General features: G+C 63.2%; 25 protein-coding genes and 1 tRNA gene. 14 read left to right on the forward strand and 12 right to left on the reverse strand.

All coding sequences use genetic code 11. The features are described from left to right. The first annotated feature begins 105 nt into the window (after positions 1-105). The gene (locus JG746_RS16825; protein WP_010910153.1) at positions 106-1,233 is read left to right on the forward strand and encodes an ATP-dependent DNA helicase; all 1,128 of its coding nucleotides are present in this window, start codon (positions 106-108) and stop codon (positions 1,231-1,233) included. Between the two features lie 2 nt (positions 1,234-1,235). Here JG746_RS16825 and JG746_RS16830 read toward each other — a convergent pair whose 3' ends face one another. Further along, entirely contained in the window at positions 1,236-1,655 is a 420-nt protein-coding gene (locus JG746_RS16830) for an STAS/SEC14 domain-containing protein (protein WP_202359145.1), read from the reverse strand. A gap of 161 nt (positions 1,656-1,816) precedes the next feature. On the opposite strand from JG746_RS16830, the gene JG746_RS16835 reads away from it, so the two are divergent. From JG746_RS16835 to JG746_RS16845, 3 genes are all read left to right on the forward strand, one after another. Beyond that, complete coding sequence (locus JG746_RS16835; protein ID WP_202359146.1) at positions 1,817-2,557, forward strand: pyridoxine 5'-phosphate synthase; 741 nt, start codon at positions 1,817-1,819, stop codon at positions 2,555-2,557. A 98-nt stretch (positions 2,558-2,655) separates the two neighbouring features. Beyond that, positions 2,656-4,569: a potassium transporter Kup gene (locus tag JG746_RS16840; protein ID WP_202359147.1), complete on the forward strand. Its 1,914-nt coding sequence runs from the start codon at positions 2,656-2,658 to the stop codon at positions 4,567-4,569. 156 nt (positions 4,570-4,725) lie between these two features. After that, positions 4,726-6,645, forward strand: a complete 1,920-nt coding sequence (locus tag JG746_RS16845) for a potassium transporter Kup (RefSeq protein ID WP_202359148.1) — start codon at positions 4,726-4,728, stop codon at positions 6,643-6,645. Between the two features lie 177 nt (positions 6,646-6,822). On the opposite strand, the gene JG746_RS16850 is transcribed toward JG746_RS16845, so the two are convergent. Further along, positions 6,823-6,972 carry a hypothetical protein gene (locus JG746_RS16850; protein ID WP_202359149.1) on the reverse strand — a complete coding sequence of 50 codons (150 nt, stop codon included), beginning with the start codon at positions 6,970-6,972 and terminating at the stop codon, positions 6,823-6,825. Positions 6,973-7,003: 31 nt separating this feature from the next. After that, positions 7,004-7,897: an SDR family oxidoreductase gene (locus JG746_RS16855; RefSeq protein WP_202359150.1), complete on the reverse strand. Its 894-nt coding sequence runs from the start codon at positions 7,895-7,897 to the stop codon at positions 7,004-7,006. Positions 7,898-8,032: 135 nt separating this feature from the next. Between JG746_RS16855 and JG746_RS16860 the strand changes: the two genes are divergently transcribed. From JG746_RS16860 to JG746_RS16870, 3 genes are all read left to right on the forward strand, one after another. After that, positions 8,033-8,443 carry a winged helix-turn-helix transcriptional regulator gene (locus tag JG746_RS16860; RefSeq protein ID WP_202359151.1) on the forward strand — a complete coding sequence of 137 codons (411 nt, stop codon included), beginning with the start codon at positions 8,033-8,035 and terminating at the stop codon, positions 8,441-8,443. A 53-nt stretch (positions 8,444-8,496) separates the two neighbouring features. Continuing rightward, the gene (locus JG746_RS16865; RefSeq protein ID WP_202359152.1) at positions 8,497-9,783 is read left to right on the forward strand and encodes an FAD-dependent oxidoreductase; all 1,287 of its coding nucleotides are present in this window, start codon (positions 8,497-8,499) and stop codon (positions 9,781-9,783) included. 62 nt (positions 9,784-9,845) lie between these two features. Next, the gene (locus tag JG746_RS16870) at positions 9,846-12,626 is read left to right on the forward strand and encodes a CHAT domain-containing protein (RefSeq protein WP_202359153.1); all 2,781 of its coding nucleotides are present in this window, start codon (positions 9,846-9,848) and stop codon (positions 12,624-12,626) included. Positions 12,627-12,662: 36 nt separating this feature from the next. Here JG746_RS16870 and JG746_RS16875 read toward each other — a convergent pair whose 3' ends face one another. Both JG746_RS16875 and JG746_RS16880 read right to left on the reverse strand, forming a co-directional pair. Then, positions 12,663-13,394: a glutathione S-transferase family protein gene (locus JG746_RS16875; protein ID WP_244730840.1), complete on the reverse strand. Its 732-nt coding sequence runs from the start codon at positions 13,392-13,394 to the stop codon at positions 12,663-12,665. Position 13,395: 1 nt separating this feature from the next. Further along, complete coding sequence (locus JG746_RS16880) at positions 13,396-13,701, reverse strand: Rieske (2Fe-2S) protein (RefSeq protein ID WP_202359155.1); 306 nt, start codon at positions 13,699-13,701, stop codon at positions 13,396-13,398. Between the two features lie 97 nt (positions 13,702-13,798). On the opposite strand from JG746_RS16880, the gene JG746_RS16885 reads away from it, so the two are divergent. The 3 genes from JG746_RS16885 to ilvC all read left to right on the forward strand — a co-directional run bounded on the left by JG746_RS16885 (position 13,799) and on the right by ilvC (position 16,119). Beyond that, a complete protein-coding gene (locus JG746_RS16885) occupies positions 13,799-14,257 on the forward strand; it encodes a MarR family winged helix-turn-helix transcriptional regulator (protein WP_202359156.1) in 459 nt (152 codons plus the stop codon). A 164-nt stretch (positions 14,258-14,421) separates the two neighbouring features. Further along, positions 14,422-15,075 (forward strand): TetR/AcrR family transcriptional regulator, encoded by a 654-nt coding sequence (locus tag JG746_RS16890; protein WP_202359157.1) that lies wholly within the window; start codon positions 14,422-14,424, stop codon positions 15,073-15,075. Between the two features lie 24 nt (positions 15,076-15,099). Further along, on the forward strand, positions 15,100-16,119 hold the full coding sequence (ilvC, locus tag JG746_RS16895) for a ketol-acid reductoisomerase (protein WP_010910140.1): 1,020 nt from the start codon (positions 15,100-15,102) through the stop codon (positions 16,117-16,119). Positions 16,120-16,292: 173 nt separating this feature from the next. On the opposite strand, the gene JG746_RS16900 is transcribed toward ilvC, so the two are convergent. Together JG746_RS16900 and JG746_RS16905 are read right to left on the reverse strand one after the other, a co-directional pair. Beyond that, positions 16,293-17,582: an alpha/beta hydrolase gene (locus JG746_RS16900; protein WP_202359158.1), complete on the reverse strand. Its 1,290-nt coding sequence runs from the start codon at positions 17,580-17,582 to the stop codon at positions 16,293-16,295. Between the two features lie 179 nt (positions 17,583-17,761). Beyond that, on the reverse strand, positions 17,762-18,298 hold the full coding sequence (locus tag JG746_RS16905) for a BA14K family protein (protein ID WP_202359159.1): 537 nt from the start codon (positions 18,296-18,298) through the stop codon (positions 17,762-17,764). 187 nt (positions 18,299-18,485) lie between these two features. On the opposite strand from JG746_RS16905, the gene JG746_RS16910 reads away from it, so the two are divergent. Then, the gene (locus tag JG746_RS16910) at positions 18,486-19,601 is read left to right on the forward strand and encodes an endonuclease/exonuclease/phosphatase family protein (protein ID WP_202359160.1); all 1,116 of its coding nucleotides are present in this window, start codon (positions 18,486-18,488) and stop codon (positions 19,599-19,601) included. 2 nt (positions 19,602-19,603) lie between these two features. Further along, complete coding sequence (locus tag JG746_RS16915) at positions 19,604-20,320, forward strand: hypothetical protein (protein ID WP_202359161.1); 717 nt, start codon at positions 19,604-19,606, stop codon at positions 20,318-20,320. On the opposite strand, the gene JG746_RS16920 is transcribed toward JG746_RS16915, so the two are convergent. The 4 genes from JG746_RS16920 to JG746_RS16935 form a co-directional block, all read right to left on the reverse strand. Then, entirely contained in the window at positions 20,317-20,559 is a 243-nt protein-coding gene (locus JG746_RS16920) for a hypothetical protein (protein WP_202359162.1), read from the reverse strand. The genes JG746_RS16915 and JG746_RS16920 overlap by 4 nt on opposite strands. A 125-nt stretch (positions 20,560-20,684) precedes the next feature. Then, a complete protein-coding gene (locus JG746_RS16925; RefSeq protein ID WP_202359163.1) occupies positions 20,685-21,902 on the reverse strand; it encodes an ABC transporter permease in 1,218 nt (405 codons plus the stop codon). Further along, positions 21,899-22,606, reverse strand: a complete 708-nt coding sequence (locus tag JG746_RS16930; RefSeq protein ID WP_202359164.1) for an ABC transporter ATP-binding protein — start codon at positions 22,604-22,606, stop codon at positions 21,899-21,901. Before JG746_RS16930 ends, JG746_RS16925 begins: the two co-directional genes overlap by 4 nt. Before the next feature lie 4 nt (positions 22,607-22,610). Then, positions 22,611-23,903 carry an efflux RND transporter periplasmic adaptor subunit gene (locus JG746_RS16935; protein WP_202359165.1) on the reverse strand — a complete coding sequence of 431 codons (1,293 nt, stop codon included), beginning with the start codon at positions 23,901-23,903 and terminating at the stop codon, positions 22,611-22,613. 101 nt (positions 23,904-24,004) lie between these two features. Here JG746_RS16935 and JG746_RS16940 point away from each other — a divergent pair, with 101 nt between their 5' ends. Both JG746_RS16940 and JG746_RS16945 read left to right on the forward strand, forming a co-directional pair. Next, positions 24,005-24,913, forward strand: a complete 909-nt coding sequence (locus JG746_RS16940; protein ID WP_202359166.1) for a PhzF family phenazine biosynthesis protein — start codon at positions 24,005-24,007, stop codon at positions 24,911-24,913. Positions 24,914-25,019: 106 nt separating this feature from the next. Then, positions 25,020-25,095 (forward strand) — tRNA-Lys (locus JG746_RS16945). Positions 25,096-25,297: 202 nt separating this feature from the next. Here JG746_RS16945 and JG746_RS16950 read toward each other — a convergent pair. After that, positions 25,298-25,654 (reverse strand): hypothetical protein, encoded by a 357-nt coding sequence (locus tag JG746_RS16950; protein WP_202359167.1) that lies wholly within the window; start codon positions 25,652-25,654, stop codon positions 25,298-25,300. Between the last annotated feature and the right edge of the window lie 107 nt (positions 25,655-25,761).

The following is a 25,761-nucleotide window of genomic DNA, read 5'->3' on the forward strand; positions in this document are numbered from 1 at the left end:
GTTCCAATTTTCGCCTGATAGTCTGGGTGTGGGGAGTTAGCCGCCGTCTGTATCGATGGTGGCGCCTATCTTGTCTTTCCCTCGCGAATCCGGTCACACGATCAGATGGAATTCTCACCCCAACAGGACGAGGCGCTGCAAGCGGTCGCCCGCTGGCTGCAGGCCGGCAAGCCGCAGCTGTTCAGGCTGTTCGGCTATGCCGGCACCGGCAAGACGACGCTCGCGCGTTATTTCGCCGAACATGTCGACGGCCAGGTGCAGTTCGCCGCCTTCACCGGCAAGGCAGCGCAGGTGCTGCGCTCCAAGGGGGCGGTCAATGCCCGCACCATCCATTCGCTGATATACAGGCCCAAGGGAGAGGAATCGGTCGAGGACGAGGTGACCGGCAAGACCTCGATGTCGCCGACCTTCTCGCTCAACCGGCAGAGCCCGATCTCGCGCGCGAAACTGGTCGTCATCGACGAATGCTCGATGGTCGACGAGCAGCTTGGCCGGGACCTGATGAGTTTTGGCACGCCGATCCTGGTGCTGGGCGATCCCGGCCAGCTGCCGCCGATCTCGGGCGGCGGCTTTTTCACCGATCACGAGCCAGATTTCCTGCTCACCGAGATCCACCGGCAGGCGCGTGACAATCCGATCCTGCGGCTGGCCCTCGACGTGCGCGAAGGTCGCGAATTCATGCGCGGCGACTATGGCACGGCGCAGGTGATCGGCAAGGAAGACGTCACCCAGGAACTGGTGCTGAAGGCGGACCAGGTGCTAGTCGGCACCAATCGCACCCGCCGCCGCTACAATCAGCGCCTGCGCGAGCTCAAGGGCTTCAATGCCGACTATCCCCAGGCCGGCGATAAGCTGGTCTGCCTGCGCAACGATCCCGCCAAGGGCCTGCTCAACGGTTCGCTGTGGAAGGTGATGACCTCGTCGCGCGAGACGGTGAAACCTGGCATCAACCTTCTGGTCTCGCCGGAAGAGGACGATCCGGACCGCGGCGTCGCCAAGATCAAGCTGCTCAAGGCGGCGTTCGAGGATCCCGACGCCGATATCCCGTGGCAGCAGAAGAAGCGTTTTGACGATTTCGACTATGGCTATGCCTTGACCGTGCACAAGGCTCAGGGCTCGCAGTGGAACGAGATCGTGCTGTTCGACGAAAGCTGGGCCTTCAAGGAAACACGCCAGCGCTGGCTCTATACCGCGATTACGCGGGCCGCCGAACGGCTGACCATCGTCCGGTAGAGCTACGACGCCGGCTTTTCTCGCACGCCGACCTGCCCGGCGCCGAGCCATTCCCAGGCCTCATCTTCATCCTCGGCCTTGAAATGCCTGAATTCGATGGGTGACGAAGCGGGCAAAGCGTGCCGTGCGTCCGGCGTCCAGTCCGGCGTGCCGATCGCCGCGCAACGGCCTATATGCTCCGATGCATGGATAGCACCCTGTTTGAGGGTCTCGTCGGAGATGTCGGTCCAGTCGACGCCATCGTGATCGACCATGCGCACGGCCACGTCGATTCGCTGATGCAGCGCATAGGCCGCCTCCAGCAGGCCGAACAGGTTTTCCGCATCGGCCGCCGATACATGACCGACGACATCGATGGCGAACAGGTCATCACGAGAGGTGTCGATGCGGCGGATCGCCGGCACGGATTGCAGGAAATTCACGGGTGGGGCCTCCTTTGGCGGAACAGCGTTGGTCTTCTGGAACACCGGAAACCCCTATCTGTTCCCGTCAAAGGCGCTATAGATGCCCGATCTCGAGCGCGCCGCGGATGAACGTGTGGCCGTGGCGCACCGCCAACCGCCTGATTTCACGGACGCCAGACATGCCCGCCAAGCTTTCCGTCAACCTCAACGCCATCGCCATGCTGCGCAACCGACGCGACCTGCCGTGGCCCAGCGTGATCGGCATCGGCCGGCTCGCGCTTGCCGCCGGAGCGCATGGGCTGACGGTCCATCCGCGCCCCGACGAGCGTCACACGCGCCATTCCGACCTGCCCGAAATCAGGGCGCTGATCGACGATGAGTTCCCAAAGGCGGAGTTCAACATCGAGGGTTACCCGAGCGAGGATTTTCTGGCGCTTGTGGAAAAGCATCAGCCCGAACAGGTGACGTTGGTTCCCGATGATCCGGCACAGGCGACCTCCGACCATGGCTGGAACTTCGTCGCCGATGCCGCCTTCCTGACGCCGATCGTCCGGCGCTTGAAGAAGGGCGGCTTCAGGGTGTCGCTGTTTTCCGACGCCGATCCCGCCGGCATGACGGCCGCGCGCGACACCGGCGCCGACCGGATCGAGCTCTATACCGGCCCTTATGGCAGCTATCATTCCGATTCCGAAAAAGCCGCCAAGGAACTGGAAAGATTGGGAAAAACGGCCGACGCCGCATTTGCTGCCGGTCTCCAGGTCAATGCCGGGCACGATTTGACGGTGGGCAATCTGCCGGCTCTGGCCAAGCGCATTCCGGCATTGGCCGAAGTGTCAATCGGACATGGGTTGACAGCCGACGCGTTGGAGTATGGCATGGCCGGCACGGTGGGCCGGTTCCTCAGAGCCTGCGGCTGGTAGGGGTAGAGCTTCGCTTTGCAGGTATGGCAGCCATAGCGTGCAATTGACATCGCATTGCAGCATACGTGAAGCATCGCGCGCTCGTCGGGGGGTGGTCCATGGACCTTGCCAGTCGCGGTAGCGAGGCCGAAACCGTCGAGCAATCGAGCCATTCCGGGGCCGAGCAGCACAGCACCAAGGTTCTGATGCTGGGTGCGCTCGGCGTTGTCTATGGCGATATCGGCACCAGTCCGATCTACGCCTTCCGCGAGGCGCTTCACGCTTCGCCCGGTACCGATACACGCGCTCACGTGCTTGGCGTGCTGTCGCTGATCGTCTGGGCGCTGACGATCATCGTGACCATAAAATATGTCGCCTTCGTGCTTCGCGCCGACAACAAGGGCGAAGGCGGTACCTTGTCGCTGATGTCGCTGGCGCGCAGCGCCTATCCCAAAGGCGCGCGGCTGATCCTGGCGATCGGCCTTTGCGGCGCGGCGTTGTTTTTCGGCGATTCGATCATCACACCGGCCATCTCCGTGCTGTCGGCGGTCGAAGGCCTCACGGTGGTGACGCCGACACTGGACCCCTATGTCGTGCCGATCACGCTGCTCATCCTGGCCATCCTGTTCTCGGTGCAACGCTTCGGCACGGGCAAGGTGGCCGCGGTGTTCGGGCCGGTGACCGCGCTGTGGTTCCTGGCTATCGGCGTAGCGGGGCTCTATCACCTGATGGACGATCCATCGATCCTGCTGGCCATCAATCCGTATCACGCGGTCGCCTATCTCTTCAGCACACCCACAGCCGCCTTTGTCACGGTCGGCGCGGTGTTCCTGGCGGTGACCGGGGCCGAGGCGCTTTATGTCGATCTCGGCCATTTTGGACGCAAGCCCATCGTGTTGGCTTGGTTTTCCGTGGTCTTCCCCTGTTTGCTGCTCAATTATTTCGGGCAGGGTGCCTTTGTGCTGGCCAATGGCGGGAGGCCGACCAATCCATTCTTCCAGATGCTGCCTGACTGGGCATTGATGCCGATGGTGGGACTGGCGACGGCCGCGACCGTCATCGCCAGCCAGGCAGTCATATCAGGTGCTTTTTCGCTGACCCGCCAGGCGGTGCAGCTCAACCTTCTGCCACGCATCGAGGTGCAGCATACGTCCGAAATGCAACTCGGCCAGATCTACATGCCCCGCGTCAATCTGCTAATCGCCCTGGGGGTGATGCTGCTGGTCGTCGGTTTTGGCAGCTCGAGTTCGCTGGCCTCCGCCTATGGCATCTCGGTGACCGGTGAAATGCTGATGACGACGATCCTGCTGTTCGTCGTCATGCGCAAGCTGTGGAAATGGACATTGGCGGTCGCCCTGCCGCTGACCTTGCTGTTCGGTATCATCGACAGCGGTTTCTTCCTGGCCAATATCGTGAAGATCTTCGAAGGCGGCTGGGTATCGATCACGGTTGCCTGCATGATGGGGCTGATCATGGGGACCTGGATACGCGGCACCCGCTATCTGTTCGACAAGACCCGCCGCAACGAGATCCCGCTCGATTTCCTCGCCGCAAATCTCTTGAAGAAGAAGCCGCACCTGGTGTCGGGCACCGCAGTGTTCCTGACCAGCGATCCCTTGAGCGCACCGACAGCACTGATGCACAGCCTGAAGCACTACAAGGTGCTGCATGAGCAGAACGTCATCCTTTCGGTGGTGACGGCGCCGCAGCCGGTGGTGCCCGACAGCGACCGGGTCAAGATGGAGACGGTCAACGAGCTGTTCATGCGGGTGACGCTGACCTTCGGTTACATGGAACAGCCCAACATTCCGCGTGCGCTGGCGATCTGCCGCAAGCAGGGCTGGAAGTTCGACATCATGACAACGTCGTTCTTCCTGTCGCGGCGCTCGCTCAAGGCCTCGCCCAATTCCGGCATGCCGGTGTGGCAGGACCGGCTGTTCATCGGCCTGGCGCGCACGGCGGCTGATGCGACCGAATATTTCCAGATCCCGACGGGACGTGTCGTGGAAATCGGCACGCAAGTCGCTATTTAGGATGGATGCCGCAGCCGCGAATTCAGCCCGCGACCATTGGATTACGGCCATTTCCCACGGAGCCTAGCGTTGCCGGCATGGGAGCCATTACGCGACGGCACTTGATATTGCATTGCAGCAAGCGTAGAGCACCGCGCGCTTATCGGAGTGTCGTCCATGGCCCTTGCCAATGCTGGTAGTGAGGCAGAACCCGTCGAACAGTCGAGCCATCCGGAAATCGAACAGCATAGCACCAAGGTGCTGATGCTGGGCGCGCTGGGCGTGGTTTATGGGGATATCGGCACCAGCCCGATCTATGCCTTTCGCGAAGCGCTGGTAGCGTCGTCCCACGGCAGCGTTGCGCAACGCGGCGATATTCTGGGTGTGCTGTCGCTGATCATCTGGTCGCTGACGATCATCGTCACCATCAAATACATCATGTTCGTGCTGCGCGCCGACAATCGCGGCGAGGGCGGCGTGCTGTCGCTGATGGCACTGGCGCGCGGCAGTTTCCCGAAGCGCTCGGCGGTGATCCTGGGCATCGGCATCGTCGGCGCTTCGCTGTTTTTCGGCGACGCCGTCATCACGCCGGCGATTTCGGTGCTGTCGGCGGTCGAGGGCATGAATGTCGTCACGCCGGCTTTCCAGCCTTACGTGGTGCCACTGACCCTGGTCATCCTCGCCCTGGTGTTCGCGGTGCAACGCTTTGGCACGGGAGGTGTGGGACTGGTCTTCGGCCCGGTGACCGCGGTCTGGTTCCTGGCGATCGGCCTTTCAGGCCTCAAGCACATCATCTCCGATCCGGAAATCCTGTGGGCGATCAGCCCGCACTATATCGTCGCCTTCCTGATCCATTCTCCCGACGTCGCCTTCGTCACCATCGGCGCCATCTTCCTGGCCGTCACCGGCGCCGAGGCGCTCTATGCCGATCTCGGCCATTTCGGCCGCAAGCCGATCGTGCTCGCCTGGCTGTCGATCGTGTTCCCCTGCCTGCTGCTCAACTATGCCGGGCAGGGCGCCTTCGTCCTGGCCAAGAATGGCGTCGTCGGCCACCCGTTCTTCGAGATGAACGAGGGTTGGGCGCTGATTCCCATGGTCGTGCTGGCGACAGCCGCGACGGTCATCGCCAGCCAGGCGGTGATCTCGGGCGCCTTCTCGCTGACCAGGCAGGCGGTGCAGCTCAACATGCTGCCGCGGCTGGAAATCCTGCACACGTCGGAAAAACAGTCCGGCCAGATCTACATGCCGCGCGTCAACCTTTTGCTGGCGCTGGTGGTGATGATGCTGGTGGTCGGCTTCGGCGAGTCCAGCAAGCTGGCCTCGGCCTACGGTATCTCGGTGACCGGCAACATGCTGGTGACGACGGTGCTGCTCTATGTCGTCATGACCCGCATCTGGAAATGGCGGCTTTGGGTTGCGATCAGCCTGACGGCGCTGTTTGCCTTCATCGATATCGGTTTCTTCGCCTCCAACATCGTCAAGGTGTTCGAAGGCGGCTGGGCGTCGCTGCTGGTGGCCTTCACCATCGTGCTGGGGATGTGGACCTGGGTGCGCGGCAGCCGCTATCTGTTCGACAAGACCCGCCGCAACGAGATCCCGCTGGATTTCCTCGCCGGCAATCTGTTGAAGAAGAAGCCGCAGCTGGTGTCCGGCACCGCGGTGTTCCTGACCAGCGATCCCTTGAGTGCGCCGACAGCGCTGATGCACAGCCTGAAGCACTACAAGGTACTGCATGAGCAGAACGTCATCCTTTCGGTGGTGACGGCGCCGCAGCCGGTGGTGCCCGACAGCGACCGGGTCAAGATGGAGACGGTCAACGAGCTGTTCATGCGGGTGACGCTGACCTTCGGTTACATGGAACAGCCCAACATTCCGCGCGCGCTGGCGATCTGCCGCAAGCAGGGCTGGAAGTTCGACATTATGACGACGTCGTTCTTCCTGTCGCGGCGCTCGCTCAAGGCCTCGCCCAATTCCGGCATGCCGGTGTGGCAGGACCGGCTGTTCATCGGCCTGGCGCGCACGGCGGCCGATGCGACCGAATATTTCCAGATCCCGACAGGACGAGTCGTGGAAATCGGCACGCAGGTGGCGATCTGACGCGATCGATCAATCCGGCCGTCAGAGGCGAGCGCTTCCTGGCGGGATCGGGCGATTTCATGCCCGTGCGGGAAATTGCGCAGACCGTGAAAAAGCGGCTCGGCGATGCGGCGGCGCGCGCGCCACGACGCGCGAGCTTCCCGATTGGCCGGTGCGGATCCTAGGGCTGTTCGACCCTTAAGCCGCGACGCTGGTGACGAAACTGGGCAAGGTCAAGAATGCCACCAGCGCCACGCGGTGTGTGTGCTCGGCTGGGCGCCGCGCGAGGACGCGCTGGCCGCCACCGGCGAGAGCCTGGTCCGGCTCGGTCTGCTCAAGAAGTAGCACGGCGGCAGGGAGACCTCCCGCCGCGCACCTTTCAACCAGCCAGCGCGGCCTTGTTGGCCTCGAGGAACTGCTTCAGCGTCCGCGGCTTCCTGCCCGAAAGCTTTTCGACCGCGTCCGTCGTCATGGCGATGCGGCCGGACCGCGTGTTGGCGTCGAAGGACACGATGACGCGAGCGAATTCCTCGGGAACGCCGGCCGCCTTCACGCCTTCTGTCAGGGCCTCGTCGGGCAACTGGATGACGTCCAGCGGCTTACCGGTGACGTCGCTCACCAAGGCGGCGATCTCGGCTGTCGTATAGGCCTGCGGGCCGGTCAGCGTGTAGGTCTTGCTGTCGGTCGAACCGGAGGCGAGGCCCGCGGCAATGGCCGCGGCCATGTCGTCACGTGCGCCATGGGCGATGCGGCCGTCGCCCGCGGACGTGTACCACTGTCCCGAGGCAATGGCTTGCGGCAGGGACATGAACAGGTTCTCCTGGTACCAGCCGTTGCGGAAGATCGTATAGGCGATGCCGCTGGCCTTGATCGCCTGCTCGGTGCCGTAATGGTCGCCGGCAAACAGCACCGGCGAAACCGGCTCCGGATTGGGCATCGACGTGTAGAGCAGATGCGAAACGCCTGCTTTCTTCGCCGCCGCCACCGCCGTCTCATGCTGCTTCAGGCGCCTGCCGGTTTTGAGATCGAGATCGCTGGTTGAAATGATCAGCACCCTGTCGGCGCCCTTGAATGCGTTTTCCAGCGAGGTCGCGTCGTTGAAGTCGGCGGCCCGGACGACGACGCCACGCGCCGCCAGATCGGCCACGCTTTCCGGGTTGCGGGTGGTGACGATGATCTTTCCCGGCGGAACGTTGTGCGTGTCCAGGAGATAGCGGATGACGCTGCGGCCGAGCTGGCCGGAAGCGCCGGTGACGAGAAGGGTTTCGGTCATGGGGAGGTCCTGATCTGCGCCAGCATGGCGGGTGCGTATATGGTCTCAAAAAGAGACCAGCACTAGAATAGGAATTGACCCGGCGCCGTAAAGAAGGCAGTTTTTCGGGAGGTAGGCACACGCAGGGAACCAGCCATGGACAGCCGGATCGTCAATCTGAGATCCAAGCTCGACGTCTTCAAAGCCATGACCGGCGGCGGCAATCTTGCCGATTGCCCGGTCCGCGACGTCATCCAGGGGCTCAACGGCAAGTGGAGTTCGCTGCTGATGGCGGCGCTCGCCGAGCAGCCCTATCGCTTCGGCGAGTTGCGGCGGCTGGTGCCCGACATCTCGCAGCGCATGCTGACCCAGACGCTCTACGATCTGCAGCGCGACGGCTATGTGCATCGCGAAGTGTTCCCGACCAAGCCGCCCAGCGTCGAATACAGCCTGACCGATCTCGGACGTTCGATGTTCAGCGCGCTGCATCATCTGATCCAATGGGCCGAACTCAACCACGATGCGGTGCGCGAGGCACGCGCCGGTTTCGACGCAGCGCAGGCCTGAGCAGCGCGACGGCGTTCGGCGTCGCGACTTGATTTCATCCGGCGGCTGAAGGATTGTCCCGGCCAGTTCGGCTTGGGGGCATCGGCATTTCCTACGACATTGCAATTGCAGGCGCCGGTCCGGCGGGGCTGGCCATGGCGCTCTATCTCAAGCGGGCGGGGCACAGGGTCACCATCTTCGAGCGTTTCGAGGAGCCGAAGCCCGTCGGCTCCGGTCTGATCCTGCAGCCGACCGGCTTGACGGTTCTGGCTGATCTCGGCCTGCTCGACGACATCGTCGCGCTCGGCGCCCGCATCGACCGGCTGCATGGCGCCGATGCCTCGACCGGACGCACCGTGCTCGACGTTCGCTACGGCGCCCAGCGCGGCCGCCGTTTCGGCCTGGCGGTGCACCGCGCGGCGCTGTTCGGCGTGCTCTTTCGCGCCGCCCGGCGCGAGGCCATCGCCATCGAGACCGGCGTTGAGATTGAGGCAGTGGAAGCGGGCGAACGGGCGACTCTTGTCTGTGGCAATGGACGAAGGGCAGGGCCGTTCGATCTGGTCGTCGACGCCAGCGGTGCGCGCTCCAAACTGCGGCAAAGCGTGGCCAATGCAGGCGCGCCGCGCCCTCTGACCTATGGCGCCTTCTGGGCATCGCTCGGTTGGCGTGGCGAAGGCTTTGACGAACACGCGCTGTTGCAGCGCTACGACAAGGCCAGCGTGATGATCGGCGTGCTGCCGATCGGCCGGCCGGAGCCGGGCGCCGAAAAGATGGCGGCCTTCTTCTGGAGCCTGAAGCCTGATGACGCCGACGCGGTGCGTGCTGCCGGCATCGACGCCTGGAAGGAGAGGGTGGTGCGGCTGTGGCCGCAAAGCGAGGCGTTCACCCGCCAGATCGACAGTTTCGACCAGCTGTCGCTGGCCCGCTACGGCCACCACACGATGAAACTGCCGATCGGCCGGCGGTTGGCCGTCATCGGCGATGCCGCGCACTCGACCAGCCCGCAGCTTGGTCAAGGGGCCAACATGGCGCTGCTCGACGCGGCCGCGCTCGGCCACGCGCTGGCGCGCACGCAGAGCATCGAAGCAGCGCTCGAAGCCTATGCCGGGGCACGGCGCTGGCACGTGCGTGTCTTCCAGGCGCTGTCGCTGGCGTTCACGCCGTTCTACCAGTCGGATTCCGTGGCGCTACCCTTCATCCGCGACAGGCTGGTGGCGACCATCGCAAAAATCCCGCCGGCACCGCAGCTTCTCGCCTCGATGGTCGCCGGCACGGTGATCGACCCGTTCAGGCGGGCAGGGCTGACGGAAGTGCGATGGGATTTCGAACAAAATCCAGGTCGTGATACGACTGCATCATAGAGTTTTCGCCCAGGCCGGGTCGCATGCATGCCATGTTGAGAGCGCGAGAATCGCAACATCTGATGCGCGTTGTTGCGCCTGTCCTGCTGATGCTGGTGGTGGCGTTTCTTTCGCCGCAGGCGCAAGCCCAGACGCCTGACCAGGCCAGCGAGCATGAGCCGGCGCACAGCCAGGAGGTCCTGACGGCCCGGATCGACGCGGCCTACAAGCTGATGATGGACGCCGGGCGCTTTGACGAAGGCTACGCGCAATTGCGCGCAACGCTGCTCGATGCCGCCAGAAGCGACCTCTACGAATTCACCGTGGAGAGCTACTCGAACGCCGGCGCGACTTTTCTCAACAACCAGATTCTCGACAATGCCGAGGAGATTTTTGCCGAAGGCCTGAAAACCCGGGCGATGCAGCAGGATGTCGCCAAGCGCGCCGATTTCTATCTCAACTACGCGATGTTGAAGCAGGCCGAGAAGGACTATCAGGGCTTCGTTTCCATGTGCGCGACGGCCACCAATCTATACGCCCACTACCACGGCGAGGAGTCTCAGGAACTCCTGTTTGCCAACGATGTGTTGGCGACGGGGGTCGCCGCGTTCGGTCAAATCGCCTCGGCGATCAATATCGAGCAGCGCAATCTGAAGTTGGCCGAGCAGGTCGCCGGTACCGACGATCGTTTCATCTGGAAGCTGCAGAACAATCTGGCCGACATGCTGCGCCAGATGGGGGCTCCGACGCGCGCCTTGCAGTACGACCTGGCCGTGCTGGAGAAGCGGATCGGCTACTACGGCCCAGATCATTTCAACGTTCTGGTCAGCGCCAATAACACGGCGCAGGACTATCTGGACCTTGACAGATACGACGAGGCCTTGCGCTACTTCCAGCAGAACCGGGACATTGCCGTCGTTCTCAAGCAGGAAGGCAATCTGGTCGAACAGGCCGATGCCTGGCTGCTCTACACTAAGGTGCTCTCTGGTGCGCAGCCGCTCGATCAGCCGACGCTGGCAAGGCTGCAACAACTGACCATCGACCCGAACTATCCCGAGATACTGGCAATCAAGATCGCCAACCTGCTCGCCGCGCATTTCTTCGCAGTGGGCGACAAGGAAAACGGCATGAGCCAGCTTGAGCGGGCCCAAGACATAGCCGAAGCGACGTACGGGGTGGTGCACCCGCTGGCCTTTGCCGCTCGGCAGGCCATGGCAAATCTCAAGGCGAAGACGAACCCGGAGAAGGCGGCTGCCGATTTCGCGGCTCTCGACGAGGACATGCTGCGTTGGAATTGGTTCCAGGTGAGCACTGCCGGCAATCCAATCGTGGCCGAGGCCAGCCGCGCCCTGGCCGACGACATGCTGTACGACTATGCGCGCCTCGCAAAAGGCAATGCATCGGTGGTGCCGGCATTTGCCGAAGCCGTGCGCCGCTGGCCGACGCTTGAAAATGAGAAACGCGATCTGTTGCGCAGACTGTCCCGCCTGATCGATCCGAACGACACTGAGACACAGAATTTGATCCAGGCCGGGATCCGACTGTCCCTGGCATATCAGGAGGCGGCCTCCAGCGGTGACAGTTCCGACGATCCCGGGGCGGTGCAGCCGGGACAGGTTGAAGCGGCATACCAAAAGGCCATGGCCAGAGTCATGGCCAAATACAGTTTCAGCCAGAGCGTGGTGGACAAGCCGCTGCCATCCGCCGGCACCCTGCTGAAGCCGAATGAGGCGCTGATCGACTACTTCATCACCCGCAAGTGGCGGGCGGATCGGGAGAGCGCCGATCCGCTTGAGGACGAGCGCCTCTATGCCATCGTTACCCGCAAGGACCAGCAGCCGTCTCTCTATGACCTTGGCGATCCGCGCCGGCTCATCCCGGCCGCTCGCGAAACACGCATGGCTAATCTGAGGTCGACGCGTTCGGCTCAGGAGCGGGGCGCCGTGACCCTGATCGATCTGAACGCCACGTTCACCGGGCTCTATGCCGGTTTGATCGCGCCGCTGGAGCCGTCGCTTGGTGGCGCCGATACGCTTTTCGTGGTGCCGGACGGGAAACTGTTTTCGGTGCCATTTCCCTTGCTGCAGGACGGCAAGGGCGCGTCGCTCGATGACCGTTTCGTCGTGCGCATGCTGACGCGGCCGGAATCGCTGTTGAGCGCCGGCGTCGATCAGAGTTTTCCCAAGAAGGGCAAAGCCCTGCTGGCCGGGGGGCTGGACTATGCGCGCGGTTCGGAAAAAGGGGCGGAGCCGCTGCCGGGCACAGCCAAGGAGGTCGACGCGATCGCCTCGATCCTGCGTGCCGACGACTATTCGGTCGAAATGCTCACCGGAACGGCGGCCAGCGAGCGGACGCTGCGCAAGGATATGGAGCAGGCGACGATCGCGCATCTGGCCACCCATGGCGCTTACCGGGATGAGAAAGAGGGCGGCGTGGGGGCCGTGAATGCGCTCTGGCAGAGTCAGGTCGTGCTGTCGCAGTCGGGAGACCGGCAGTCGATGAAGCGCGACGATGAGGACGGCCGGCTCTATGGCATGGAACTGATGAACTGGGATCTGTCGGGCCTCGACCTGCTTGTCCTGTCCGCCTGCGAGACGGCCCGTGGCCAGGAGACGTTCGTCGGAGGCTTGCGCGGCCTGCCGACGGCAATCGACATTGCCGGCGCCAAACGCTCGCTTTTGACGCTGTGGCCCGTGGACGACGCCGGAACCGCCGCCTTCATGGTCGGGTTCTACCGCCATCTTGCCGCGGGACAAACCTATCCGGAAGCGCTGCGCCAGACCCGCCGCGATGCCCGCGACGGCAAGATATCAGGCGCCCAGGATCCGCGGGTCTGGGCTGCCTTTGTCATGTTCGAGAACTGAGGCCGCTCGAAGCGCAGACTTGCTCGTGATCCCCCTTCAAGCCGATCGTGCCAACGCAAATGCTCCGTCTTGATCGCCTCGGCGGATGAGGCTCGACAGAAAGGATCCCTTGGCCTGCAGGAAGGTATGCAGGCGGCGCGGGTAATCCGGCGCCACGGCGTGCTTGATTGACGGATGATCATTCAACGCCTGCCGCCAGGCCTGGACGCTCGGCTTGCTGTCCAGAATGCCGAAATCGCCGATCCGGTCGAAAGCGTCGAGATATCTGAACACAGGCCCGTAGACCGCATCGACGAGCGAGAAGCGGTCGCCGGCGAACCACGGCCCATTCCGCAAGGCATCGTCCGCCAGTTCAGTCTCCAGGCGGCCAAACATCTCTGATAGCGCGGCGGACTCGGCAAGGAAGCCGGCCTCGGTCGGCGCCGAATAGAAGCGGCCGATGGCGTTGAGGATGGCCGAGCCGTATTCGATCCAGGCACGGTGCCGGGCACGGGAGTAGGGGTCGGCCGGGTGGAGGGGATTGGCCTGCGTCTCCTCGAGGAATTCGAGGATGACGGCCGATTCGAAGATGATCGTTTCGTCGCCATTTCGCTGGACGCGCAGCAGGGGCACCTTGCCGAGCGGCGAGATCGCCTTGAACCACACAGGCTTGTCAGCGAGGTCGATGTCGATGCGCTCGAACGGCACGCCTTTCTCGGTCAGCGAGATCGCCGCGCGCTGGACATAGGGGCAGAGAGGGTGGCTGACGAGGATGAGCTTGTCGGTCATCTCACTCTCCCCAGACATAGTTCAACGCGCCGTTTTCGACGCGCGTCGAGAGGAACATCAGGCGGGAATTCCTGGGCGCAGGACCGTCGAGGCGATCGCCCGATGCCATGTCGAAGGCGGCGCCGTGCCATTGGCAGACCAGCTTGCCATCCTTGCAGTCCAACGGTCCGCCAAAATGCAGACAGGCATTGGCGGCGGCGCGGATGCGTTCGCCGCTGCGCCAGACATGGACCTCGCGGCCGAAGAACGGGGCAATCAGGCTGCCCGTCTCAGGGACGTCGGCGACCTTGCAGATTTCGTGTTTCATCGGTTTGCCTTTCGGGTTGATGCAATTGCATCTATATAGATGCAGATGCATCGATCGTCAAGCTTGATGCATTTGCATCTATCATCTAGGGTGGGCCATGACCGAGAAAGCCACGCCTTCGCCTGAGGCCATCAAGGCCTGGGCCCGCCTGATGCGCGTGTCGCGCCAACTGGTGGAAAATGCCGAAGACGCACTGAAGGAGAGCGGCCTGCCGCCGCTTGCCTGGTACGACGTGCTGCACGAGCTCGCCGAGGCGGGCGAGGGCGGCCTGCGGCCGTTTCAATTGATCGAGCGCACTCTGTTTGCGCAATACAACATCTCTCGGCTGCTGGCCCGGATCGAAGCCGACGGGCTGGTCGAGAAGCTGAAGGTCGCCGACGACGGTCGCGGCCAGACCATCCGCATCACAGCCAAGGGGCGCGAGACGCGCCGGCGGATGTGGGCCGTCTACGGACGGTCAATCGCCGAACTGGTTGGCGCCAGGCTCTCGCCGGATGAGTTGAACGCGGTGTCGGCACTGCTTGGCCGGCTGCGCAATCCGCCCGCCGGCGATTGAGGCTGGCCAACTCGGCTGGCCATTGCGCATTGTCGCCGTTTGCAGGCGAATATTTCTACTTTTCCCTCTTGCTTCGATTATCGGATTGCGCAATATGCCGAACCGTAACGTACGGTACGGCTATTGAGTGATCCGCGGCCACGACCATCGAACGGGAACAGAGCGTGTTGCTGGCAAACACCGACATCGACAACAGCCAAGCGCTGACGGAACGGCAGAAGGCCGTTCTGGATGCGGCCTTGCGGCTGCTGGTGGAGGAGGGCGATCAACTGACCATGACCGCCGTGGCGCGGCGGGCCAGCTGTTCCAAGGAAACCCTCTACAAATGGTTTGGCGACCGCGACGGGCTGTTGACGGCAACCGTGCAGTGGCAGGCTTCCAAGGTGCGGGTGGCGTCCGTCGACGGCAAGGGGCTCGACCTTGCCTCGCTGACGGCAAGCCTGGAGCGTTTTGCTTCAGACTGGCTGAAGGTGATTTCCAGCGACACCTCGATCGCGCTCAACCGTGTCGCCGTCGGCCATGCCGGATCCGGCAAGGACGATCTTGGCGCCGTCGTCCTGCAGAATGGCCGGTTCGCGCTGGCGAGGCGGCTGAAGCCGGTGCTCGAGGCCGGGCGCCAGGCCGGGCTTCTCGATTTCGCGGATGCCGAGACGGCGTTCCGCACCTTTTTCGGGCTGGTCGCCCGCGACGTGCAGATCCGTCTGCTGCTTGGCGACCGGCTGGAATTGACTGAGGCGACGATCGGCGGCGATGCCGTGCGCGCGACGCAGCAGTTTCTCGCTCTTTTCGGAGCAAAAACCGGGCCGCGAGGCCTCTGATCTTAGAAACGGGAAGGAAGTAAAATGCGCGTCTATTACGATCGTGATGCCGATCTCAACCTGATCAAGGGCAAGAAGGTCGCCATCATCGGCTATGGCAGCCAGGGCCGGGCGCATGCGCTCAATCTCAAGGATTCCGGCGCCAAGGAGATCGCCATCGGCCTCAAGGCCGGCTCGGCGACCGCCAAGAAGGTCGAGGCCGACGGGCTCAAGGTGATGAGCGTGGCCGACGCCGCCAAATGGGCCGACCTGATGATGATGGCGACGCCCGACGAACTGCAGGCCGACATCTACAAGAACGAGATCGCGCCGAACATCCGCGACGGCGCGGCGATCGCCTTCGCGCACGGCCTCAACGTGCATTTCGGCCTGATCGAGCCGAAGTCGACCGTCGACGTCGTCATGATCGCGCCGAAGGGCCCGGGCCACACGGTGCGCGGCGAGTATCAGAAGGGCGGCGGCGTGCCGTGCCTGGTCGCCGTCAACCAGGACGCCTCTGGCAATGCGCTCGACCTGGCGCTGTCCTACGCCTGCGGCGTCGGCGGCGGCCGTTCGGGCATCATCGAGACCAATTTCCGCGAGGAATGCGAGACCGACCTGTTCGGCGAGCAGGTCGTGCTGTGCGGCGGCCTGGTCGAACTGATCCGCGCCGGCTTCGAGACGCTGGTGGAAGCCGGCTACGCGCCTGAAATGGCCTATTTCGAGTGCCTGCACGAGGTCAAGCTGATCGTCGACCTGATCTATGAAGGCGGCATCGCCAACATGAACTACTCGATCTCGAACACCGCCGAATGGGGAGAGTATGTCTCGGGTCCGCGCATCATCACCGCCGAGACCAAGGCTGAGATGAAGCGCGTGCTGAAGGACATCCAGACCGGCAAGTTCACTTCGGAATGGATGCAGGAATACCGCGCCGGCCTGTCGCGCTTCAAGGGCATCCGCCGCATGAACGACAGCCACCAGATCGAGGAAGTCGGCGCCAAGCTGCGCGCGATGATGCCGTGGATTTCGAAGAACAAGCTGGTCGACAAGGCCAAGAACTGAGCGAAATCCACGTTATGGCCTTTGCGCGTCCTCGGGCTTCGCCCTGCGGGCGCGCGGGGATTTCGAAAAACAAGCTGGTCGACAAGGCCAAGAACTGAGCGAAAACTCGGTTGTATCCAGCAAAAGGGCGGCGAGTGCCGCCCTTTTCATTTCCGGTCACCGGGGGATCCTGCTTAAGCGCTCGATCCGCCCGGCTCGCCGTCGTCATCCAGCAAATCCATCAGTTTCTGCATTTCCACGGTCAACTGCTGATGCATTTCGGACAGTTGTTTGTGCCACTCCCGCGCCTGCTCGACCGTCGGCATCTCCTTCACCTTGATGATCTGGTTGACGACGAACTGGCGCCCGTTCCATTGCTTTTCGACGGTCACGAAGGGGTTGCTGTATTTCTTGTCGATGGTTTGCTTGCCTGTCGACGTAATCAAAATGATGTTGTTGCCGACGCCGAACAGCCTGGAATCATAGTCGAGCGCCTTGGCGACGCCGTCATCGATCTGCTTCAGCAAAACGTCGGCGACCTGGACGATCTCGGCCCATTTTTCCGGCGTCGGCTCGGCTTCATATTCGTCCATCAGGGGGAACAGACGACCGCCCTTGAGGTCAAGCGTCTTGTTGACCTCCGCAACAACATCGCCAAGTTGTTTTTTCAGATCCTTGCGGCCTGCCAGCCAATCCTCGGTCACGCATTGGCCCTTGTAGGGCTTCTCGCCGCTGGGACAGCCACCGAGTATCCAGACCGGATGCAGGGCAAGCACCGCCGCCACCGCGGCGGCCGCGACAAACGGGACCCACTTCAGCGGTAGCCGCAGCAGATTGAACCATGCCGGGGTTCCGCCACCCTGGGTATCCACATCCGAGAATGTCACCTTCTCGCCGCGCACCAGGGGGATCCAGTTGGCCTTGACGAATTCGTTGGTGAAGTACTCGCTGTGCGTGATGTCGTGAAAGCGGTCGCGGACATTGAACGTTCCGAAACCGTAGGTTCCGGTGGCGCCGTAACCCCAGGTGCCGGATTGCGCCAGCACCGGCCAGATGTCGCGCGTGCCGCACTCGTTGATGATGGCGTTGCGCTTCTCCGGGCCGCGTATCTGGTCTTCGACGGCGCGCCAGTCGAAATCTTGCGGAACCACCGAGCCACACAGGATGACCCTGTCGAACCGGAAGTAGGGATTCTGCAGGATCACCCGGGTCAGCGCATAGGTGCCGTAGCTGTGCGCAAAGACGATCAGCGGCCTGTCGCCATAGTGCTTGCTGACCCCCTCGATCTGCTGGCGCAGCTTCTCGATCGGGCCTGCCCGGCAGATGCCGAAGGGGCACCAGAACCGCAGCAGGTCGAAATAGCCATATTTTATCGGAATGACGGTTGCTGATGTTTCGCTTTCGATGACCGAAGCGATCCGGTTCTGCCACCATGCGGCGGTCCGGATTCCATGGATAAGGATGACGATGGGCGCTTCTGACATTTCAGATTACCCCTCAAGCCGCAAAGTCTTGCGGGGTGCATAATAGTGGGGGCGGCAAGAAAAGTTAAGTGAGCCAGCTGTTGCGCCAACTCCTGTGCTGTTGAAGACTTATCAGTGGCAGCGCCAAAAGAAAACGGCGCCGCATCGCGACGCCGTCTATCATGTGCTTTCAGGTTGGCTCAGCTATAGGGCGACCAGCATTGCTGGCGCGGGCCGCCATAGGGCTGGAACGTGTTGTCCCAGGCGCGATACGACCGGTACCTGTTATAGCACCAGCGCACATGGGCGTTGGAAAGCCGCCCGGCGCGATAGTGGCGCCGGGGCGGTGCGTCGTAGTAATTGTAGTTGTTGTACATGCTGCTGAGGCCGAGCCCCAGGCCAAGGCCAAGGATCGCGGCACCCGCACCGTCGTCGTAGTAGCGGCGATGGTGATGGCGGCGCCAACGCCAGTCATCGCCGCCGTTCCAGTTGCCATCGCCGTTCCAGTGACGACGACCGTTCCAGTTGCCTGATCGGCGCCATCTCCAGTCGTCATTGTAGACCGGGCGATTGTTGCCACCGGCCCATCCGTCGCGCACCGGCGTCACCGCCGTGTTTGTGGGAAGTGCTAGATCCGGCTGCATGAAGGGGCCGGCGGCCGATGGCGCCGTGATGCCCGATATGATGCCCAGGGCAACAAGCCCCGATTTGACCGTTGATGAAAAGAGCGAGTTCATAACACTCTCCAAGAGCTAAAGGCCCCACGCCTACCCTGGAATGGGCCTACTGTGGATCTTTGCGTCTGAACGGCGGATGAACGGAAAGGTTCCGTCAACCATGGCGTGAATCCTTCCAGGGCAACCGATCCTGGCTTGTGGTCCTGCGATCTTGTGTTCCGGCGCTCCTGCAGGCAAAGGTCAGGGCATGTCGCTGCGCCTTGCCACCTTCAATGTCGAGAACCTGATGAACAGGTTCGATTTTTCCGGCTATCGCAACCAGCTCAACGAGGATCGGACGCTGGCGCTGTTCGATATACAGAGCGAGGCAGAGTACAAGATGCTGGAGCAGGCCCGCGCCATCGCACAGTCCGACGATACGCGCCAACTGACGGCGCTGGCGATCGCCGCCACCCGGGCCGACATCATCTGCATGCAGGAGGTCGACAACATCGAGGCGCTGAAGGCCTTCGAATATGGCTATCTGTTCAAGATGGTGGGGCAGGGCTACCGCCAGAAATACACCACCTCCGGCAATGATTCGCGCGGTATCGATGTCGCGGTGATGATGCGCAACGAGACCGCGCAGGGCCAGCCGATCGAATTCGTGCGCATGACCAGCCATGCCTACGTCACCTACGAGCAGTTCGGGCTGTATACGCCGGAACTGGCGGCGCTGGGCAACCAGGCCAATGAACGCATTTTCCGCCGCGACTGCCTGGAAGTCGACATCACCGTCGGCGGCGTGCCACTGACGCTCTATCTCGTGCATTTCAAGTCGATGGGCTCGCCGCGCAACGGGCTCGACGGACGCGAGGCGACGATGCCGGTGCGCATCGCCGAGGCGCAAGCCGTGCGCCGGATTATCGAGGAGCGCTTCGGCGCGGATCATGCCGCTGACAAGCGCTGGGCGATCTGTGGCGACATGAACGATTACCGCCAGCGCGTGAAGATCGCCGGCGATGATGTCGACGGCTACCGTTTCGAGGTGGTCGACGAGGCCCAGTCCTGCATCAACGTGCTGACGGCGGGCGGCTTCTGCGAGAACGTCATCGAGCGGCGGCCGGAAATGAACCGCTGGACCTTCTACCACACGCGCGGACCCGAAGAGCGGCATCTCTGCCAGCTCGACTACATCCTGCTGTCCAGGGGGCTGGCGGCGAAGAACGCCACCGCCGTTCCCGACATCATCCGCAATGGTCAGCCCTGGCGCACGATCTTTCCGGCTGGCCAGGAAGTCGAGCGCTTTCCGCGCGCGGGCTGGGACCGGCCGAAAGCGTCGGACCATTGCCCGGTGGCGATCACGCTGGATATGGCTCGATAAACATGAGTTTCGACCTGCCGCGCAATGTCATCCTGCCTGTCGATGCCGTCGACGTCCGGCTCGATCCCGGTCCGCATCCTTTCGCCAGGGATAATGCCGAAGCGATCGCCGAGAACTGGCAGCGGGAGATTGCGGCCAATCCGGCGCTGTTCGACGGCACGGTGGTGCTGCTGTCGCAGCTTGCCTGGCGTGACGACAGCCTGATCGGCCGCTGCCACGCGGTCAATTACTCCACCTTCATGCTCTGGCGGAAGCAGCGCGAGAATTCCGGCGCCGAGCATGCCTATGCCCACGCCATGCTAGTGGCCGGCGACAATGCGCTGGTGGCGATCCGCATGGGACGTCACACGGTGGGTGCCGGCAGTGTCTATTTCGCCGCCGGCTCGTTCGAGCCGATCGATTTCCGCGACGGTCTGGTCGATGTCGACTTCAACATGATCCGCGAAGTGCGCGAAGAGACCGGCCTTGACCTGTCGGCCGCCGAACGCGGCAAGCGCTATCACGCCCTGTCGACGAGCAGCGGCACGGTGATCTTCCGCCGCTATCACGTCGACGGACCGGCCGACGAGATCGCGCGCCGAATCTCAGCCTTCGTCGCCAGCGAGACCGATCCGGAGATCGACGGGCCGGTGATCATCCGCCATGCCGGCGACCTGCCGGACGGGCTGGCATCGCATATGAAGCCGCTGATCGAGTGGCATTTTTCGGGCGTAGGCTAGCGGCGCGCCTTGTCCTGCACCGCCTTGCGGTCGTTGCGGGCCGCGACGAGGAACAAGATAACGCCGATGCCCAGCAACCCACCCATGGCCATTCCCATGGTCTGGCCGACGACGGCCTGGAAATCTGACGTGACGCGATCCGGATTGGCCATGCCGTAACGGGCGAGATACCACCAGATGCCCGCCAGCGCGGCCTCGATGATCACCATTGTCAGGACCAGTCGCGCCTTCTTGCTCATATCTTGTTCCTCGGCCGGAGACGTCTTGCCTTAACATCGTCGACCAGCCGGCGACAGTGCCATCGGTGCAGGCAAGCGCCAAGGTTGGGGATAGCCGTCGATTGTGCTGGACCCGGTCCGGCCCTTTATTCGTGCCTGAGCGCGTCGATCGGATCGAGCCTGGCGCCGCGCAGCGCCGGGAAGAAGCCGAACACCATGCCGATGAGCGCAGAGAAGCCGACGGCGAGCAGGATGACGGCCGGACTTGGTGCGAAGGGGATGGTCAGCGTCACCGCGGCGAGGCCGGCGAGCGCCAGGCCGGTCAGGATGCCGATGATGCCGCCCAGCAGCGACAGCACCGTCGCCTCGACCAGGAACTGGATGAGGATGTGCTTTTCATGCGCGCCGATGGCGAGCCTGATGCCGATCTCGCGCGTGCGCTCGGTGACCGAGACCAGCATGATGTTCATGATGCCGATGCCGCCGACCAAAAGGCTGACGCCGGCGACCGCGCCGAGCATGCCGGTCATGGTGGTGGTGGCGCTGGCCATGGCGTCGGCGATCTGTGTCATGTCGCGGATGGCGAAATCGCTCTCGCGGTCGGGCGTGATGCGGCGCGCATCGCGCAAAATATCCTCGACGCGCGGCTGCAACTCGCTGGTCGGCGTGCGGTCGTCGGCGGCGATGTAGATGTTGTCGATGTCGCGGTTGCCGGCGATGCGGCGCTGATAGGCATGCAGTGGCATCAGGACGACATTGTCCTGGTCCTGGCCGAAGCCGGTGTAGCCCTTGGGCTCGAGCAGGCCGATGATCTTGCAGGAGGTGCGGTTGACGCGGATGATCTCGCCCTCGGGATCGCCGGCGCCGAAGAATTGCTGGCGCACCGTCTCGCCGATCAGGCAGACGCCGGTGCCCGAGCGGGTTTCGGAATCGCTGAACGGCCGGCCCGACACCAGCTTCCAGTCGCGCGCATCGAGATAGGCGCTGTCGGTGCCGGTGACGCCCGAGGTCAGGCTCTCGGTGCCGAAGATGACGCGGACCTGCTTTTGCGAAGCCGGCGAGATGGCGCGCGCGCCGGTCAGATGCGTGACAAGTGCTTCAAGGTCCTTTTCGGCCAGCGGTCGCACCACCTGGTCGAGCCCGCCAGGACCACCGGGACCAGCCGGGCGGCCAGACCGGACGACAAGCAGGTTGCTGCCGAGCTTGGAGATGTCGGCCTTGACCTTCTGCGTGGTGCCGGAGCCGATGGTCAGCATGGCGATGACGGCGGCGACACCGATGACGATGCCGAGCAGCGTGAGGAACGAGCGCAGCACATTGCGGCGGATGGAGCGCAGCGACAGGCGGACGGTTTCCCAGATCATGCCAGCTCCACCTTCATGGTGTCTGAGGCGACGTGGCCGTCGAGGAAGCGGATGGTGCGCTCGGCATAGTCGGCGACGTCGGCCTCGTGCGTGACCATGGTGACGGTCAGGCCGAGCTCGGTGTTGAGCTTTGTCAGCAGCTCCATGATCTCATGCGTGCGGGCCGTGTCGAGATTGCCGGTCGGCTCGTCGGCGACAAGCAGCGTCGGCCGTGTGACGATGGCGCGCGCGATCGCCACGCGCTGCTGCTGGCCGCCGGAGAGCTCCGCTGGCGTGTGATGCTCGCGGCCGACAAGGCCGACCTGGGCGAGCGCCTGCATGGCAAGGTCGCGACGCTCGCGGGCCGCCACCCCACGATAGATCAGCGGCAGTTCGACATTCTCGGCCGCCGTGGTGCGCGCCAGGAGATTGTAGCCCTGGAAAACGAAGCCGACATAGAGGTTGCGCAGCATGGCGCGGCGGTTGCGGTCGAGCCGGCCGGCATCGACGCCCATGAAGGAATAGGTTCCGGCGGTCGGCGTGTCGAGGCAGCCGATGATGTTCATCGCCGTCGATTTGCCGGAGCCTGACGGCCCCATGATGGCGACGAATTCGCCCCGCCTGATGGCAAGGTCGACGCCGGCCAGCGCGTGCACGCGGGCCTCGCCCTGGCCATAGCTCTTCCAGACCTTGTCGAAGGTGATGAGGGGCGCGCCCGCGGCCACGGAATCAGCTCCGCAGCTGCGAGGCCGTGATGACCTGCGCGCCTTCCTCCAGGCCGGACGTGATCTCGGTCAGTTCACCATCGGTCGAGCCGATCTTGACGTTGACCGCATGCGGCCGGCCGTTTTCCAGGACGTAGAGCGTGCGCGAGCCATCGGTGGGGGCCGTCGCTGGCTGGCGCTGACGATTGCCGCCGGGACGGCCCATGCGGCCGGTGAACAGGTCGCTGAAGCTCCACGCACGCGCTGCTTGCTGCGCCGGGCGATAGCGGAACGCGGAGGAGGGGACCGTGAGCACGCCCTTGGCTTGCCTCGTGACGACAGAAACGGTGGCGGTCATGCCCGGGCGAAGCAACAGCTCGTTGTTGTCGACCTCAAGCCGCGCATTGTAGGTGACGACGCCGTCCGTGGTGACCGAGGCATAGGAAATATCGCGGATCTCGGCATCGAACGGACGGTCGGGAAAAGCATCGACCGTGAAACGCGCGTGCTGGCCCGACTTGACCGCGCCGATGTCGGCCTCGTCGACAGCCGCCACCAGTTCCATGTTCCTGAGATCCGCGGCGATGATGAACAGCACCGGCGCCTGCAGCGAGGAGGCGACCGTCTGGCCGGGGTCGACCGAACGCGTCAGCACGATGCCGTCGATCGGCGCGTAGATGGTCGAGTTGGCAAGGTCGGTCTGCTGCGATTTCAAATCGGCATTGGCGATGGCGAGATTGGCTTGCGCGCTGTCCAGCGCCGCCTTCGAGCGGTCGCGCGTCGCGGTCGCCGCCTCGAGCGACTGGTCGGTCGCCATGCCGCGCTTGGTCAAGGCGGCGGCGCGCACCAGCCCGCTCTCGTTCTCCGCCAGCGTCACCGTGGCATCCTCGACATTGGCGGCCGCGCCCTTGGCGGAAGCCTCGGCGCGTTCGATCTGCACCTGCAGCTTGGTGGTGTCGAGCGCGGCCAGCACATCGCCCTTCTTCACCTGCTGGTTCTCGTTGACCGAGACCGAGCGGATGATGCCGGAGAGCTGGCTGGAAATGTCGACCTGGGTGAGGGGCTGCAGCGTACCCGTCGCCGACACCTGGACGGTGAGGTCGGCCTTGGAGGCCGGAACGGTGGTGTAATCGATCCTGGCGGGCGTGCCCGCGTACCATTGATAGAGGCCAAGACCGGCGGCAAGCACGATCAGGGTCAGCAGAGCATAGAGCCAGCCACGCCGGCGCGTCTTGCTCCGCCCCTTTTTATCGAGCCCGAGCGCCGTCTCGATGGCGGAATCCGATTCCGTCTTTGGCAGATTGACAATCTGGTCCACGTCGGACCCCTATGATGCGTAATGTCCCTATCTGTGCACAGATCAGGCTTGCCGGTTCGAATATCAAATTAAATTTCGCCCATGTTGGGATTGAGGCAGGAATGCAAACCCGGAATTACTTGCTTTACGATGTGTTTACGACCGAGCGACTGGCCGGCAATCCGCTGGCCGTGGTGTTGGATTGCAAAGGTCTGGACACCGCCGCGATGCAGGCCATCGCGCGCGAATTCAACCTGTCCGAGACGGTCTTTGTGCTGCCGCCGGACAATCCCAAGCATAAGAACCGCATCCGCATCTTCACGCCGGACTATGAAATGCCGTTCGCCGGCCATCCGACGGTCGGTTCGGCAATCGCGCTGGCGGAACTCTCCGGCGAGGGCGGCGCCGGTATCTTCGTGCTGGAAGAGAATATCGGCCCGGTGCGCTGCGCCGTCAGCACGCATGATGGCGCCACCTTCGCCGAGTTCGATCTCGCGAAATTGCCGGAGCCTTTGAAGCTGGAGGCCGATCCGCAGGCGATCGGCGCCGCCCTTGGCCTGGCGCCGCATGAGATCGGCTTCGAGAATCACCGCGTCGCCTTCTGGTCGGCGGGCGTGCCCTATGTGACCATCCCGGTCGCCAATCTCGAAGCGGCAGGCCGCATCCGGCTGGACAACCAGGCGTGGTCGGAACTGGCGCCGCGCAAGAGCGAGTGGGCCTTCGCCAGCCCCTATGTCTATTGCCGCGAGACGGTGAACCATGAAAGCGCCTTCCATGTGCGCATGATCGTGCCCGGCACGCCTTCCTACGAAGATCCGGCGACCGGATCGGCGGCGGCGGCCTTCGCCGGCGCCATCATGCATTTCGATGCTCCGACGGATGGTATTTCGCAGCTGTGGATCGAGCAGGGGCTGGAGATGGGCCGGCCGTCGCGCATTCGCCTGGAACTGACCGTGCAAGGCGGAAAACTGGCCTCGGCGCGCATTGGCGGCCATGCCGTGAAGGTGGCGGAAGGCAAGCTTTTCCTCTGATCGCTGAAAGGGTTTGTCGATTTGTCGGGAAATGATTCCGGCAGGGCTAGACATGACCGATGGTGGCGGCTATATGCCCGCCAACGCCGGTTTTTGCCGGCCGAGTGGGTGCGTAGCTCAGTTGGTAGAGCAGCTGACTCTTAATCAGCGGGTCCACAGTTCAATCCTGTGCGCACCCACCATTTTTCCGCTGATATTTCAACATGCTACAGGCGATATGGGGAGCCAGTTTGGCCCCGCCAAATCTCCAAAAAGGTAAAATCCCCGGTAACAGGCCTGCGAGGGCGGGCAAGACCGCCGTACATGCCGACAACAAGGGCGCGATCCTGCATTGTCCAACGGCAACTCCCAGCCTTGGGCTAGGGCTAAAACCCAATCCCAAGGTCATTCATCGCGCCAGTATGGGTGGGAACAGCTGAATTGGCGCGAGCCAACCAGACGACGTTTGGTCCCCGATATCGTTGTTTGGACCTGCGGATCATTCGCGGTCATGTCGGGTACGACAATGTAACCCTGATCGACAAGCTGCAGTTTCAGCTCTGCCAGGTGGCGCCTAAATCCGTTTTCGACGTAGCTGCGAGGATACCGCCATCCGTTCCTGCATGCTCGCACGAGGATGTCGGAATACAGTTCAGCGCTGGCAGCTTCCACCGCTTCTTCGGAAATCAGTTTGCCGTTAGTTTGGGTGCCTTCGGACAAGCATGGCCCCGCCGACACCGACAGCACCAGTATTGCGGTCAAGACAGACAACCTTGTCATGGAGGCCCTCCGTGTTCTGAATCGACCAGGGTCTGCCATGCGACCAGACCCTGCCGACCTGCGGAGGCTAGGATGCTGACCCGTCGGAT

The sequence above is a fragment of the Mesorhizobium sp. 113-3-3 genome, from assembly GCF_016756495.1.
GTDB lineage: Bacteria > Pseudomonadota > Alphaproteobacteria > Rhizobiales > Rhizobiaceae > Mesorhizobium.

Excerpts from the sequence above, each read along its gene's own strand:
- JG746_RS16825 (WP_010910153.1), top strand. The coding sequence starts at position 106 with ATGGAATTCTCACCCCAACAGGACGAGGCGCTGCAAGCGGTCGCCCGC.
- JG746_RS16835 (WP_202359146.1), top strand. The coding sequence starts at position 1,817 with ATGCCCGCCAAGCTTTCCGTCAACCTCAACGCCATCGCCATGCTGCGC.
- JG746_RS16840 (WP_202359147.1), top strand. The coding sequence starts at position 2,656 with ATGGACCTTGCCAGTCGCGGTAGCGAGGCCGAAACCGTCGAGCAATCG.
- JG746_RS16845 (WP_202359148.1), top strand. The coding sequence starts at position 4,726 with ATGGCCCTTGCCAATGCTGGTAGTGAGGCAGAACCCGTCGAACAGTCG.
- JG746_RS16855 (WP_202359150.1), bottom strand. The coding sequence starts at position 7,897 with ATGACCGAAACCCTTCTCGTCACCGGCGCTTCCGGCCAGCTCGGCCGC.
- JG746_RS16860 (WP_202359151.1), top strand. The coding sequence starts at position 8,033 with ATGGACAGCCGGATCGTCAATCTGAGATCCAAGCTCGACGTCTTCAAA.
- JG746_RS16870 (WP_202359153.1), top strand. The coding sequence starts at position 9,846 with ATGCGCGTTGTTGCGCCTGTCCTGCTGATGCTGGTGGTGGCGTTTCTT.
- JG746_RS16875 (WP_244730840.1), bottom strand. The coding sequence starts at position 13,394 with ATGACCGACAAGCTCATCCTCGTCAGCCACCCTCTCTGCCCCTATGTC.
- JG746_RS16880 (WP_202359155.1), bottom strand. The coding sequence starts at position 13,701 with ATGAAACACGAAATCTGCAAGGTCGCCGACGTCCCTGAGACGGGCAGC.
- JG746_RS16885 (WP_202359156.1), top strand. The coding sequence starts at position 13,799 with ATGACCGAGAAAGCCACGCCTTCGCCTGAGGCCATCAAGGCCTGGGCC.
- ilvC (WP_010910140.1), top strand. The coding sequence starts at position 15,100 with ATGCGCGTCTATTACGATCGTGATGCCGATCTCAACCTGATCAAGGGC.
- JG746_RS16900 (WP_202359158.1), bottom strand. The coding sequence starts at position 17,582 with ATGTCAGAAGCGCCCATCGTCATCCTTATCCATGGAATCCGGACCGCC.
- JG746_RS16905 (WP_202359159.1), bottom strand. The coding sequence starts at position 18,298 with ATGAACTCGCTCTTTTCATCAACGGTCAAATCGGGGCTTGTTGCCCTG.
- JG746_RS16910 (WP_202359160.1), top strand. The coding sequence starts at position 18,486 with ATGTCGCTGCGCCTTGCCACCTTCAATGTCGAGAACCTGATGAACAGG.
- JG746_RS16915 (WP_202359161.1), top strand. The coding sequence starts at position 19,604 with ATGAGTTTCGACCTGCCGCGCAATGTCATCCTGCCTGTCGATGCCGTC.
- JG746_RS16920 (WP_202359162.1), bottom strand. The coding sequence starts at position 20,559 with ATGAGCAAGAAGGCGCGACTGGTCCTGACAATGGTGATCATCGAGGCC.
- JG746_RS16925 (WP_202359163.1), bottom strand. The coding sequence starts at position 21,902 with ATGATCTGGGAAACCGTCCGCCTGTCGCTGCGCTCCATCCGCCGCAAT.
- JG746_RS16940 (WP_202359166.1), top strand. The coding sequence starts at position 24,005 with ATGCAAACCCGGAATTACTTGCTTTACGATGTGTTTACGACCGAGCGA.